This is a genomic window from Burkholderia sp. Ac-20379 (assembly GCF_017104645.1).
Lineage (GTDB): Bacteria > Pseudomonadota > Gammaproteobacteria > Burkholderiales > Burkholderiaceae > Burkholderia.
Window position 1 is genome coordinate 18,515 of sequence record NZ_JAAGPF010000057.1, and the last position, 13,759, is coordinate 32,273.

At 69.1% G+C, this 13,759-nt stretch carries 9 protein-coding genes and 1 pseudogene; 5 read left to right on the plus strand and 5 right to left on the minus strand.

Translation table 11 applies throughout. From position 1 onward, the window contains the following. Positions 1-41: 41 nt before the first annotated feature. From G3N92_RS10645 to G3N92_RS10655, 3 genes are all read right to left on the minus strand, one after another. Complete coding sequence (locus G3N92_RS10645) at positions 42-2,432, minus strand: TonB-dependent receptor (protein ID WP_206127429.1); 2,391 nt, start codon at positions 2,430-2,432, stop codon at positions 42-44. 281 nt (positions 2,433-2,713) lie between these two features. Beyond that, the gene (locus G3N92_RS10650) at positions 2,714-5,953 is read right to left on the minus strand and encodes a non-ribosomal peptide synthetase (protein WP_206127430.1); all 3,240 of its coding nucleotides are present in this window, start codon (positions 5,951-5,953) and stop codon (positions 2,714-2,716) included. After that, entirely contained in the window at positions 5,950-7,017 is a 1,068-nt protein-coding gene (locus G3N92_RS10655; RefSeq protein WP_206127431.1) for a TauD/TfdA family dioxygenase, read from the minus strand. The genes G3N92_RS10650 and G3N92_RS10655 overlap by 4 nt, the downstream gene beginning before the upstream one ends. On the opposite strand from G3N92_RS10655, the pseudogene G3N92_RS10660 reads away from it, so the two are divergent. The 5 genes and pseudogenes from G3N92_RS10660 to G3N92_RS10680 all read left to right on the plus strand — a co-directional run. Next, a pseudogene (locus G3N92_RS10660) lies at positions 6,980-7,429 on the plus strand (xanthine dehydrogenase small subunit); the annotation flags it as partial. The gene G3N92_RS10655 and the pseudogene G3N92_RS10660 sit on opposite strands and share 38 nt — an antisense overlap. Positions 7,430-7,452: 23 nt before the next feature. Continuing rightward, complete coding sequence (gene xdhB / locus G3N92_RS10665; RefSeq protein WP_206127432.1) at positions 7,453-9,810, plus strand: xanthine dehydrogenase molybdopterin binding subunit; 2,358 nt, start codon at positions 7,453-7,455, stop codon at positions 9,808-9,810. A gap of 82 nt (positions 9,811-9,892) precedes the next feature. Continuing rightward, complete coding sequence (xdhC, locus tag G3N92_RS10670) at positions 9,893-10,405, plus strand: xanthine dehydrogenase accessory protein XdhC (RefSeq protein WP_241014715.1); 513 nt, start codon at positions 9,893-9,895, stop codon at positions 10,403-10,405. A gap of 103 nt (positions 10,406-10,508) precedes the next feature. Next, on the plus strand, positions 10,509-11,318 hold the full coding sequence (locus G3N92_RS10675; protein WP_206127434.1) for a substrate-binding domain-containing protein: 810 nt from the start codon (positions 10,509-10,511) through the stop codon (positions 11,316-11,318). Between the two features lie 110 nt (positions 11,319-11,428). Continuing rightward, a complete protein-coding gene (locus tag G3N92_RS10680; RefSeq protein ID WP_206127435.1) occupies positions 11,429-11,869 on the plus strand; it encodes a polyketide cyclase in 441 nt (146 codons plus the stop codon). Between the two features lie 53 nt (positions 11,870-11,922). On the opposite strand, the gene G3N92_RS10685 is transcribed toward G3N92_RS10680, so the two are convergent. Together G3N92_RS10685 and G3N92_RS10690 are read right to left on the minus strand one after the other, a co-directional pair. Further along, positions 11,923-12,888, minus strand: a complete 966-nt coding sequence (locus G3N92_RS10685) for a LysR family transcriptional regulator (RefSeq protein WP_206127436.1) — start codon at positions 12,886-12,888, stop codon at positions 11,923-11,925. 98 nt (positions 12,889-12,986) lie between these two features. Continuing rightward, positions 12,987-13,625: a 2-hydroxychromene-2-carboxylate isomerase gene (locus tag G3N92_RS10690; RefSeq protein WP_206127437.1), complete on the minus strand. Its 639-nt coding sequence runs from the start codon at positions 13,623-13,625 to the stop codon at positions 12,987-12,989. Positions 13,626-13,759 lie beyond the last annotated feature (134 nt).

Below are 13,759 nucleotides of genomic sequence, written 5' to 3' on the forward strand. Positions count from 1 at the left end.
TGGCCATACCGTCATGCCGCACGGTCGGCCATCCGCTCTCCTTAGATTTTTGCGCGCAGCGTGAACATCACCTGCGCCGGATTACCGTAGTAATTGCCGTTGCCGAGCGTCACGTTCTGCCAGTACTTGCGGTTGAAGATGTTGGTCGCGCTCAGCGTGGCCGACAGGTTCTTCGAGATCTGGTAGCCCACCAGGCCGCTGAAGATCGTGTAGCCGCCCGCCGCTTCCGGAATGCCGCCGTCGAGCGAGTAGGTGCTGCTCTGCACCAGCGCGCCGCCGCCGACGTTCCACTTGTGCCATTGGCCCGGCAACTGGTAGTTCGCCCAGAACTTGAACTGATGCTTCGGCTGCCACGAGAAGTTGCCGCCCGTCGTGAGGCTGGTGTCGAGCGAACGCACGTTCACGTAGGTGTAGCCGGTCTGCAAGGTCAGGCCCGGCAGCAGCTCGCCGCTCGCGGTCGCCTCGAAGCCCTGGCTGCGCGCCTTGCCGGTGGCGATGTAGAACCCCGGGTGGGCCGTGTCGCCGTAGGCACGGTTGCTTTCGTCGATCTGGAACAGCGCCAGCGCGGTGTTGAGCTTGCCGCCGAAATACTCGCCCTTGATGCCCACTTCGTACTGGCTGCCCGTGACCGGCTTCAGGATCTGGCCGTCATAGGTGGTCTGGCCGGTCTGCGGCTTGTAGATCGACGTGTAGCTCGCGTAGGCGGTGTACGTGTCGTTGATGTCGTAGACGAGGCCCACGAACGGATTGAACTTCGGCCCCGCCGACGCGTGTTGATACGTGACGCCGAAGAAGTTGTAGTCCGGGTTCACGTCCGGGCTGACCGTCGAATTCCACCAGGTCAGCTGGCCGCCGACCACCAGCGTGAGCGGATCGAGGATCGAGAAGCGCGCGTTGCCGTAGACGCTGTACTGGTTCGTGAGCGTGAACTGGTTCGCCTGCGGGCCGCCGGCGAAGGCGTCCGAATAGATCGAATTGTCGAAGATGCTGCCGATCTGATCGCCGTTGAAGTCGAGGCCGCTCGCCGGATTGATCAGGTATTGATACGACTTGTCGTTCTGGCGCAGATAGCTCGCGCCGACCGTCAGCTTGTGCTTGCGACCGAACAGACTGAATGGGCCGCTGGCATAGGCGTCGACCGAATCCTGGGTGTTCTTGTCCGAGTAGTTCAGGCTGTACGGATTGCCGATGAACGTGGTCGGATCGACATACGAATTCGGAATGCCGTACATCGCATGCTGGTTGTACTGCACATGGTTGTACGCCACCTTGGCGACCCAGTCCGACGGCAGCTTCTGCTCGACCTCGACGAACTCGTTGGTTTTCTCGAGCTGGTAGTAATTCCAGTCGGCGCCGAGGAAGGCACTGCGCGACACGGTGATCGGCTCGTGATCGGTGGAGACCGGCAGGCCGTACATCACGTGGCCGAACTGCTTCGAGTAGGCCACGCCGACGCGCGCCGTGGTGGTCGAGGTCAGATCGGCCTCGAGCGTGCCGTAAATCTGCTGGTCGCGCTGCCAGGTGCCGTCCTGCATCAGGTGCTGGTCGTGCTGGGCGGCCACCAGGCGGCCGCGCAGCGTGCCGGCCTTGTTCAGCGGACCGCCGATGTCGATCGATTCGCGATGGTCGGCGTAGTTGCCGACACCGACTTCGGCCGAAGCCTGGAACGTCGAGGGTGCACGCTTGCGCACCAGGTTGATCACGCCGCCGTCGCCGCCGAAGCCGTTGAACAGGCCGGCCGGCCCGCGCAGCACTTCGACGCGATCGTACATCGCGATGTTGTCGTCGACCGCGCCGATGCTGCTCGAACCGAGCGCCGTGGGCACGCCGTCGAGCTGGAAGGAGGTGATCGGGAATCCGCGCGAGATGTACGAATTCGTGTTCGAGCCGACCGGCATCACCTGGATGCCGGGCGTGTAGCGCATCACGTCGGCGAGCGTCGAGGCGTTCTGCAAGTCGATCTGCTGCTGCGTGATCACGCTGACCGACTGCGGGATCTCGCGCTGCGCGACGGGAATCTTGGACCCGACGGTGACGGGCGGGTTGACGCGCTCGACTTCGGGGTTTTTCCCGCTGACCTTGACGGCCGGCAGTGCGACCGACTTGCTCGCCGCATCCGTCGCGGCCGAACCCGATGCTGACGTGGCGGCGGCATCGGCCCCCACGCCCGACGAATCGCGCACGACGCGCAACCCGGCCTGGCCATCCTGCACGACGCTCAGCTGGGTGCCGGCGAGCAGCTTGTCGAGCGCGTCGCGCGCCGCGAGCGTGCCCTTCACTTCCGGCGCGACCTTGCCTGCCACTTCGCGCTTCGAGTAGGCGAGCGCGATACCCGTCTGCTGACTTAGCGCGGCAAGCGCGTGGTCGAGCGGCTGTGCCGGCACGTCGATCGCCATCGTCGGGGTCGAGCCCGCATGCGCCGCACTGGTCATGACGCAACCCGCGACGAACGCGGCAATCGTGGCGGCCTGCCATGTCCGGCGACTCGGGGGCATCCCCTCGTCTTGCAATCGTTGGTCTTCTACGCGACTCATACCCCGCCCACTCCTTTTTTCTATTCAGCGATTGGAAATTTCGGAAGAACTGGCGCTTGCCCTATTCGCCAATTCGAGAGAACGTGAATGATAATTGTTCCTATTTCATTTTGCGAATGATTTTCACTTTCAGCAACCGGCGGGAATGCCGATCGCTGAAATACAACGTGCCATTTCAATCAGCTTACGGCCGTATCCCTGGCCTTCGCGAGCAGGGCCTCGCGTGCCTCCGGCGTCATCGCGGCGAGCTTCAGGCGCAATGCCGCCACCTTTTCGAGCTTGCCGGTTTCAGCTTCCTTCTCCAGCAAGGCACGCGCCAGCGCGGCAATGGTCGGATGCTCGAATAGCGTGCCGGGCAGCAATTCGACACGCAGCAAATCCTGCACGCGCGTGACGAAGCGGATCACCAGCAGCGAGTGCCCGCCCAACGCGAAGAAATCGTCGTCGACGCCGATCGATTCGCGCTCGAGCAGCGTCGCGGCGGTCTGCATCAGCAGCGTTTCGAGCGACGAGGATGGGGCGCGAGTCGGCGCTGCATGCTCTGCCGACGGTTCGGTCAGCGCCTGGCGATCGATCTTGCCGTTCGGCAGACGCGGCAGGTCGGCGAGCAGCGCGATACGCGCCGGCACCATCGCGTCGGGCAGGCGCTCGCGCAGCGCCGCCTTCAGCGCGGCCACCGTGACCGCCGCGCCGGACGGCACCACGAACGCCACCAGCTCGTTGTCGCCGCCGCGGCGCGCCACGCGCACCGCCGCCTGCTGCACCTCGGGCCGCCGCCGCAGTGCCGCCTCGACGTCGCCGATCTCGATGCGGAAGCCGCGGATCTTCACCTGATCGTCGACACGGCCGAGGATGCGCACCCCGCCCTCCGGTTCGACGCGCGCAAGATCGCCGCTGCGATAGAGGCGCTCGCCCGGCACGAACGGATCGTCGATGAACGCATCGCCGCGCTCGCCGCCGAGGTAGGCGTCGCAGAGCTGCGCGCCGCCGATGTACAGCTCGCCGGTCGCGCCGGTCGGCACCAGGCGGCGCTGCGCGTCGAGCACGCGGAGTCGGCAGTTCGCCAGCGGAGCGGTGAGCGGCAGGCCCGAGGCATAGCGGCCCGCCGCGGAGGCATCCCGGTCGAACCGGTGCACGGCCACCCCGACCGTCGTTTCGGTCGGCCCGTAGTGGTTGACGATGCGCGTTGCCGGCGCGATCGCGGCGATCCGCGCCAGCAAGCGTTCGCCGGCAGCCTCGCCGCCGAGCACGACGATCGGCGGCAGCGCCGGCGCCCGCGTATCGAGCAGTGCCTCGAGATGCGAAGGGACGATCTTCACGCAGTCGATCGCTTGCTCGCGAACGAAGCGTGCGAAGGCGTCGCCGTCGCGCATGTCGTCGGTCGTCGCCACCACCAGGCAGGCACCCTGCGCCAGCGCGCCGAACAAGGTTGTGTTGCCGAGATCCGCCGCGACGGTCGAGGTCAGCGCGAAACGACGCGAGGCGTCGAACCCCGCCGCCTCGCTCACCGCCAGCGCGTAGTTCAGCAACTGTCGCTGGCCGATCGGCACGCCCTTCGGCTCGCCGGTGGATCCCGAGGTGAACAGCAGGTAGGCGGGGCCATCGCTCGGCGCGACCGGTGCGACACCATCGGCGATCGCCGGGGCGGCCAGCAGGTCGGCGATGCCGAGGGTGGTCGATATCGAGGCCGGCTCATCGGCGACATCCGCGACGATCGTCACGGCGGGCCGTGCCCTCTCGAGGATGCGCGCGCGCCGCTCGGCCGGCCATTCGGGATCGAGCGGCAGATACGGAGCGCCGGCGCGCATCGCCGCCAGCAAGGCCACCACGAGCCCGCCGGAACGCTGCAACGCGATCGCGACGGGACGCTCGCGCGAGGCCCCGGCGGCGGCCAGGCGCACGGCCGCCGCGGCAACCCGCTGTTCGAGCTCGCCATACGTGAGCGACAGGTCCGGCGCCGACAGCGCCGGGGCGTCGGGTTGCCGGCGCGCAAAATCGCCGAGGCGCCCGGAGAGCGTCTGCGTGCCGAAATCGACGGCGGCGCCCTGCCAGCCCAGCAGGCGGCCTCGCTCGGCCTCACCCACCCAGGCCAGCGATGCGATCGGCATGTCGACGGCACCGGTCTCGAGCAGCGCCTCGAGCAGCGTCGCGTATTGATCGAGCAGCGCCTCGGCCGCCTCGACCGGATAGTGTGCAGTCGCGTGATGCAGCTGGAACCGCACCGGCACATCGTCGGATCCGGCCTCCATGCCGAGCACGAGATCGAACGACGCGGCCGCGATCGTGCGATCGATCGGCGTGCTCGTCAGCGAGCCGGCGATCGAGCGCACGGCTGGTGCCTTGTCGAAGCGGAATGCGATACCGCCGCGCGTCGCGTCGGCAACCGGCTGCGCCGCACAGTATTCCTGGACTTCGCGATGCGCCTCGAGCGTCGTCGCGAGCGCGGCGGCGATCGCCCGGAAGGTCCGGTCCGGGCGCACGTCGAGCGAGATCGGCAGGACAGCCTCGAACGGACCGATCGCGCCGGCCAGTTCGGCGTAGTCGCGGCGGCAGTCGTTCTGCCAGTGACCGCCGACGCGCGCGGCATCGGCGATGCGGCCGACCAGCGCCCACCATGCGGCCTGCGTCACGACCTCGACGCGCGTGCCGAGCCGCGCGGCCAGCGCGGCAAGGCCGGCGCCGGCTTGCACCGGGCGCGCAACGGCATGCAACGGCGAAGCCGATGCATCGTCGTGCCGGCCCGGCCGGCGGTACGGCAGCGCGAGCACGGTCGGCGAGCCGACATCCGCCGACGCGCGCTCGGCCCAATAGGCCTTGCCCGAGGGCGCGTCGTCGGAATGGCCGAGCTCCTCGCGCCATTCGACGTACTGGCCGTAGTCGAGCACGCCTTCGTCGTCCTCGTCCGCGCCGCCGGAGACGGCCGCCTGCGCGCCGAGCCGCCGCGCGCATTCGTCGAGCCACGCATCGTGCAGCATCGCCAGGCTACCGGCATCGGCGGCCAGATGCGAAGCGATCCACACCAGCACGGCACGGCGCGCATCGATCGACACCAGCACGGCGCGCAACGTGAGCCCGCCTGCGGGATCGAACGGCAGCGCGCATTCGCTGTCCAGCACGGCTGCAAGCGCCTCGTGCTCGCCCGCGCCATCGAGCGCCGTCCATTGCGCCGCCGACCGTGCTTGCGGATGCTGGCGCAGCCCCGTGTAGCCGTCGACGGCCACGAAAGCCGTGCGCAGGATTTCATGGCGCGCCACGACCTGATGGAACGCCTCGCGCAGCAGCGCTTCGTCGCGCGGGCCATCGAGCCGCGCCGCGAACACGACGGGCCGTTTCGCCAGCCCCGCGTCGGCCAGCGCCGCGCGCTGCTGCTGCGACAACGGATAGCCCGCCTGCATCGCACCGGAAGAAAAATCGTTCATCGCGCCGGCTCCTCCTGACGCGCAACCGCCGGCGCGCCGTTGTCCTGCCCTGCCGCGTAGGCGGGCCGGTTCCAGCTCACGTCGCGCCCCTCCACCATCTCGCCCATCGCCACCACGATCTTGCGCGGCTCCTCGTACGGATCGCGCGCATGCGCGGCCAGCATGTTGTCGAGCATCGCCACGTCGCCGGCCTGCCAGGCGAAGCGGATCGCGCAGGCCTCGTAGGCGCGCGACAGCTCGGCCAGCACCGGCTCCTCGATCTCGCTGCCGTCGCCGTAGCGGACGCTGCGCGGCAGGCGCGCCGCGCCCACCATCTTCAGAAGATCGGCGCGCACTTCCGGCTTCAGGAAGTACGGGTGATGCAGCTGAATCTGATTGAAGAAGCTCTTCTCGCCCGTTTGCGGGTGCGTGATCACGGCCGGCGCGGCGGTGCGGATCTGCAACTCGTTGTTGTCGAGCCAGACCCATTCGATGCCCGCCGTGCGGCAGCGCGATTCCACCTCCTCGCGCTCGTCGGTCTTGAAGAAATCCTGCCAGGCCACGTCGAGGCCGCTCGTGAACGTCCGCACGTAGGACAGGCTCAGGCGCTCGAACTTTTCGACCATCGCCGGCGGCAGTTCGCGCAGCATGCGGCGGCAATCGACCACCGGCGTCGCGCCACCCACCTTCGACGGCAACTCACAATAGAACCACTGCTTGCGCGGCCAGCGGTCGAGGTGCGAACTCTCGTTGTGGAACAGGATCATTTCCTTTTCCGGGTACGGCGTGGACTTGTAGGTGCGCTCGCCGCCTTCCTTCTTCGGCAGGTCGCCGTAGCCGCCGTACAGGCCCGGCGACATCGCGTCGGCGAACGCCTCGAAGGCGCGCGGGTTGGGCAGATCGAAATTGCGGAACAGGATCATCGCGTGACGTTGCAGCAACTCGTCGATGAACGCGCGATTCGCGCCGGCCCAGGCCACCGGGTCGAGATCGCTGACGTTCGGCTCGACGAACACCGGCAACTGGCCGAGCGTGTCGTCGGTCCAGGTGCGCACCGGCGCGCGCGCGAACCTGCGGTTCCGCACCTACAAGCTGTCGAAGCGTTTCGATTCGGATATTTCGGCCGTGTGCGCGGCGTTTGCGTTCATCGCGGACGGCGACACGATCCGCGAGCCGCGCGTCGCGTTCGGCGGCATGGCGGCCACGCCGAAGCGCGGTGCGCACACCGAGGCCGCGCTCGACGGTGCGCTTTGGCACGAGGCCACCGCGCAGACCGCGATGCTGGCGCTCGAACGCGATTACGCGCCGCTGTCCGACATGCGCGCGACCGGCGGCTACCGGCTCGATGCCGCGCGCAATCTGCTCTACCGGTTCTGGCTCGAAACGCGCACCGACGCGCCGCTCGCGAGCGCCGCGCTGAACGTGCGCTGCGTGGCCGCGGCCTCGCCCGCACCCGCGCCTTCGTCCGACCCCTCGCCGGCGCCGGCCGGCCGCTGACCCCGGAATCCGGAGCCCTCACCATGAATCAGCACGCCGAACCGTTCCTCCAGGATCTCGATTTCCGTCAGGTCCATGTTTCGCTGCCGCACGAATCCGCGCATCTGCACGTGAGCGGCCGCGCCACCTACACCGACGACATCCCGGTCGTGGCCGGCACGCTGCACGCCGCACTCGGGCTCAGCACGCAGGCGCACGCGCGCATCGTCGCCGCCGATTTCGAGGCCGTGCGCGCGATGCCCGGCGTGGTCGCCGTGTTCACGGCCGAGGACATTCCCGGCGTCAACGATTGCGGCCCGATCATCCACGACGATCCGATCCTGGCCGACGGCCTCGTGCAGTTCGTCGGCCAGCCGGTGTTCATCGTCGTGGCCACTTCGCACGACACGGCGCGCCGCGCCGCGCGCCTTGCGAAGATCGATTACGCGCCGCTGCCCGCGATCCTGACCGCGCAGGCCGCGCGCGCGGCCGAATCCTACGTGCTGCCGCCGATGCGGCTCGCGCGCGGCGATGCGGCCGGCAAGGCCGCCGCCGCCGCGTTCCGCGACGCGGGCGAGATGACGCTTGGCGGCCAGGAGCAGTTCTATCTCGAAGGGCAGATCGCCTACGCGGTGCCGAAGGACGACGACGGCATGCACGTCTATTGCTCGACGCAGCATCCGAGCGAGATGCAGCACCTCGTGGCGCACGCGCTCGGCGTGGCCTCGCACAACGTGCTGATCGAGTGCCGGCGCATGGGCGGCGGCTTCGGCGGCAAGGAATCGCAGTCGGGCATCTTCGCGTGCTGCGCGGCCGTCGCGGCCTGGAAGCTGCTGTGCCCGGTCAAGCTGCGCCCCGACCGCGACGACGACATGATGATCACCGGCAAGCGCCACGATTTCCATTACCGCTACGAGGTGGGCTACGACGCGAGCGGCCGGATCGACGGCGTGTCGGTCGACATGACCTCGCGCTGCGGCTTCTCGGCCGATTTGTCGGGCCCGGTGATGACGCGCGCCGTCTGCCATTTCGACAACGCGTACTGGCTGCCCGACGTGTCGATCGCGGGCCATTGCGGCAAGACCAACACGCAGTCGAACACCGCGTTTCGCGGCTTCGGCGGGCCGCAGGGCGCGTTCGCGATCGAGTACATCGTCGACAACGTGGCGCGCGCGCTCGATCTCGATCCGCTCGACGTGCGCTACCGCAATCTCTACGGCCAGGACGCGAACAACGTCACGCCGTACGGCCAGACCATCGAGGACAACATCCTGCACGCGCTGCTCGGCGAGCTGGAGGCGACCAGCGGTTACCGCGCGCGGCGGCGCGCCGTGCGCGAATTCAATGCCGCCAACCCGGTGCTCAAGAAGGGCATCGCGATCACGCCGGTCAAGTTCGGCATCGCGTTCAACGTCGCGCACTTCAATCAAGCCGGCGCGCTCGTGCATATCTATACCGACGGCTCGATCCTCGTGAACCACGGCGGCACGGAGATGGGGCAGGGGCTCAACACCAAGGTGGCGCAGGTGGTGGCGCACGAGCTGGGCGTTGCGTTCGGCCGCGTGCGCGTGACGGCCACCGATACCAGCAAGGTGGCGAACACCTCGGCCACCGCCGCGTCCACCGGTTCGGATCTGAACGGCAAGGCCGCGCAGGACGCGGCGCGCCAACTGCGCGAGCGGCTCGCGGCGTTCGCGGCCGAGAAGCTCGGCGACGGCGGCGCGAGCCCCGCCGACGTGCGCTTCGCCGACGATCGCGTGTGGATCGGCGGGCAGGCGCTGCCGTTCGGCGAGGTGGTGGCGAAGGCGTATCTGGCGCGCGTCCAGCTGTGGTCCGACGGCTTCTACGCCACCCCGAAGCTGTATTGGGATCAGGCGAAGCTGCAGGGCCGGCCGTTCTTCTACTACGCGTATGGCGCGGCTGTCAGCGAGGTGGTGATCGACACGCTGACGGGCGAGATGCGCGTGCTGCGCGTCGATGCGCTGCACGACGTGGGCGCGTCGCTGAACCCGGCGCTCGACAAGGGGCAGGTCGAAGGCGCCTTCATCCAGGGCATGGGCTGGCTCACGACCGAGGAGCTGTGGTGGAACGACGGCGGCAAGCTGATGACGCATGCGCCGTCCACCTACAAGATTCCGACCGTCAACGACACGCCGCCCGAATTCCACGTGAACCTGTTCCGCAACCGCAACGTGGAAGACAGCATCCACCGCTCGAAGGCGGTCGGCGAGCCGCCGCTGCTGCTGCCGTTCTCGGTGTTCTTCGCGGTGCGCGACGCGGTGGCCGCCGTGGGCGATTATCGCGTGCAGCCGCCGCTCGATGCGCCGGCCACCGGCGAAGCGATCCTGCGGGCGGTGCAGGCCGTGCGCTCCGCACGGGCCGCGCAAACGCCGGAGGCATGACGCGATGCTGCCGATTCCCTCGTCGATTCAGATTCAGGTCGGGCGGCGGCGCGAGCCGGCCTCGACGCCGCGCGCCGCGCCGATGCATGTCGTGCTGTTCGGCGCGGGGCATGTCGGCCATGCGCTCGTCGCGCTGCTCGCGCATCTGCCCTGCGTCGTGCAGTGGGTCGATACGCGCGACGAATGCTTTCCCGACGAGATGCCGCCGAACGTGCAGCCCGAGCCGACCGACACGCCCGAGGCGCTGGTCGACGCCGCGCCGCCCGGCACGTACTTCCTCGTCATGACGCACAACCACGCGCTCGATTTCGCGCTGGCCGAGCGGATCCTGCGGCGCGAGGATTTCGCGTATTTCGGCATGATCGGCTCGCGTACCAAGCGCGTGCGGTTCGAGCGGCGGCTCGTCGATCGCGGCGTGGCGGCCGCGCACGTGGCCGACATGGTGTGCCCGATCGGCGTGAGCGGCATCGTCGACAAGGCGCCGGCCGCGATCGCGGTGGCCGTCTGCGCCGAGCTGCTGCAGGCCCGCACCGGCGCGCCGCGCGCGTGGCGCAAGCGGGTAGTGGCCGAGGCCGAGGTCGCGCTGGCGCCCTGACCGGCCGCCGCGCAATTCGGTCTTTTCAAACGCGGCGCTTTTCGCGAAGATAGCCGGCACTGCTTCCCAACGAGACGGCCCTCGCGGGCCTGCACCGACAACAATGCCGAGACATCTTCATTCGCCGCGCCGCGCATCCGCGCGCGCCATCCTGCTGGCCGCCGCGGTCGCGGCCGGTGCGTTCGCCGCCCACTCCGCCCACGCCGTCGAGCTTCACGTCATGAATTCGGGCGGCTTCACGGCCGCCTATCAACGCCTCGCGCCGAAATTCACGGCCGCGTCGGGCGACACGCTCGAGATCACCTATGGCCCGTCGATGGGCGCGACGCCGCAGGCGATTCCTAACCGCCTCGCGCGGGGCGAGCCGGCCGACGTGGTGATCATGGTCGGCTACGCGCTCGACAAGCTGATCGCCGAGGGCAAGGTGCGCGCCGATTCGCGCGTCGAGCTGGCCGATTCGCGGATCGGCGCGGTGGTGAAGGCCGGCGCGCCGGTGCCCGACGTCTCCACGCCCGAGGCGCTGAAGGCCGCGTTGCTGGCCGCGCCGTCGGTGGCGTATTCGGACAGCGCGAGCGGCGTGTATATCGAGCGCGAGCTGTTCGAGAAGCTCGGCATCGCCGCGCAACTGAAGCCGAAGGCGACCAAGGTGCCGCGCGTGCCGGTGGCGTCGAAGGTGGCCGACGGCAGCTATGCGCTCGGTTTCCAGCAGGTGGCCGAACTGCTGCCGGTGAAGGGCGTGACGTTCGCCGGGCGGATTCCCGAATCGCTGCAATCGATCACGCGCTACGCGGCCGGCATTCCGGTGGGCGCGCAGCATCCCGAGGCGGCGCGCAAGCTGCTCGACTATCTGGCCTCGCCGGCGGCGCGCGCCGACGTGGAAGCGACCGGGCTCGATCCGATCGCCGCGCATTAACGCGTCGCCTCGCCATTCGCATGGAGGCACGGCGCCATGCGGCGCCGTTTCATTGACCTTCGATGGCGGCCGCCTCGCGCGGCCGTTCGATTTTTTGCTCCGGATTCCCGATGACCGATTCGACTGCCGCTGCCGCCAGCTTCGCCGCCGACGACGCGCAACCGTACTTCGACGCGATCGTCTCGACCTGCGCCGAGATCGAGGCCTGGCTCGCGGGCAGCGCGACCGAGGCGGCCGCGCTCGATGCGCTGCTCGCGCAGTTCGCGCCGCACTTCACGATGGTCGGCACCGATGGCGCGCAATACGATCGCGCCAGCCTGCGCGCGCTGTTCGTGCGATTGGGCGGCCACAAGCCGGGGCTGCGAATCACGTTTTCGGCGATGCGCGCGATCGCGTGCTACCCGGGCGGGGCGGCGATCGGCTACGACGAGCATCAGCACGATGCGGCCGGCGCGTTGCGCTCGCGCCGTTCGACGGCCGTGCTCGAACGCGACGCGGCGAGCGGCGCGATTCGCTGGACCCATCTGCAGGAAACCTGGATCGGCGCTTGATTGGCGCTTGAGCAGCACTTGACGGCCCACCCGCGCGTCTCCCGCGCGGGGCGTCAGCGTTTCCTGCGCGCGCGCGTGCCGGTCAGCGCATCGGACACCGATTTCACGAACGCGCCGAGCCAGGCGATGTCGGTCGGCCGGTTCGGCTGCGGATGCGCGAGCTGGTAGCAGAGGATGCGCGGGAACGGCACGGGCGGCTCGGCGATCACGAGCGGCAGCAGTTGCGCGTAGTGCGTTGCGAAGCGGCGCGTGGTGGTGAAGATCAGATCCGATTGCAGCAGCACCTGCGGCACCACGCCGAAATACGGCAGCGTGGCGACCACGCGGCGCTCGAGCCCGGCGCGCGCCAGGCCGATCTCGATCGCGTTGCGCGCCGCGCCCGTGTACGGCGTGGGCGCCAGATGCGCGGCCGCCGCATAGGCCTCGCGCGTGAGCGGCGCGTGCGCGAGCGGGTGCGTCTCGCGCATCAGGCACACCACGGCGTCGCGGAACAGCTCGCTGCGCGCGAAGCGCGGCGCCGGCTTCGGCCAGTTCGCGATCACCAGATCGAGCTGGCCCGAATCGAGCGCGTCGGCGTGATCGAGCGCCGGGTTCAGCGAATCGATCTCCAGATGCGCGAGCGGCGCGGCCTCGCGAAAACGCGCGATCAGCGTCGGCATGAAGAAATCGTTGAGGTAGTCGGGCGCGGCGATCCGGAACGTGCGGCGCGAGCGGGCCGGATCGAAATCGCCGTGCGGGGTGGCGATGAAATCGACGTCGCGCAGCGCGCGCTGCGCCGCCTCGAGCAGCGATGCGCCGTATTCGGTCGGCACCATGCCCGACTTGCCGCGCACCAGGATCGGATCGTTGAGGATTTCGCGCAGCCGCCGCAGCGCGGTGCTGATGGCCGGCTGCGTCTGGTTCAGGCGCAGCGCGGCCTGCGTGACGCTGCGCTCGAGCAGCAGCGTGCGCAGCACCCGCACCAGCCAGATATCGAGCGAGGCGGTGCGGGTGTCGGTGGCATCGGGGTCGGGGAGCATCGGCGGTAGGGGGCCGGTCGGGAGCGGATCGGGAACATGGCGCGCCTACGATACCGGAGCGCGCGGCGCACGCGGCGCGGCGCGCGCTATGCGCGGTATCAGCGGCGGCCGGGCGGCAGCGCGCTGATGCGTTTCACTTCCTTCGATTCGAGCCAGTTCGGCGTGCGCGCGCAATACAGCACCATCGCCAGCGCATCCTCGCCCCAGAACAGCTGACGGTTCATCCAGAACGTCGGCACGCCGAACACGCCGAGCGCGATCGCGTCCTGCGTGTTGCGGTCGAGCTGCGCGCGGGTGGCGTCGGCGTCGATGCGCGGATCGTCGGCCGCGATGCCGATGCGTTCGCACAGCGCGGCGAAGCCGTCCTCGGTGGTGGGATCGCGGCCTTCGCGCCAGATGAAGCGGAACATCTCGCGCACCGTCGCGAAATCGGCCGACGCGGCCACCGCGAGCCGCATGATCCGCGACGAATCGAACGGGTGCGCGGGCGGCATGCGGAACGGAATGCCGAGCTGATCGGCGCGGAACAGCGCGTGGCGGTACGTGAACACGCGCTTGGCCGGCACGTCGTACATCGGGCGCTGGCCCCAGTGATGCTGAAGCACCGGCAGCGACACCGGCACCGGCTCGAACGGCATGCTCGGCCACTTGTCTTGCTGTTCGAGCAGCAGGTACGTGAACGGCGACAGGAAATCGTAATACCAGCGCGGCTGGCTGGCGTCGTGGCCCACGGTCATCTGGCAATCTCCTGTGGAATGGCGCGGGGCGGCGCGGCCCGCGAGCCGTCATGGTACGCAATGGCGGGGCCGCGTGCAGCAATCGCGGCGAATCGGCCGCTCACGCGTCGCCGGGGTTCGGGCCGGGCGGTACG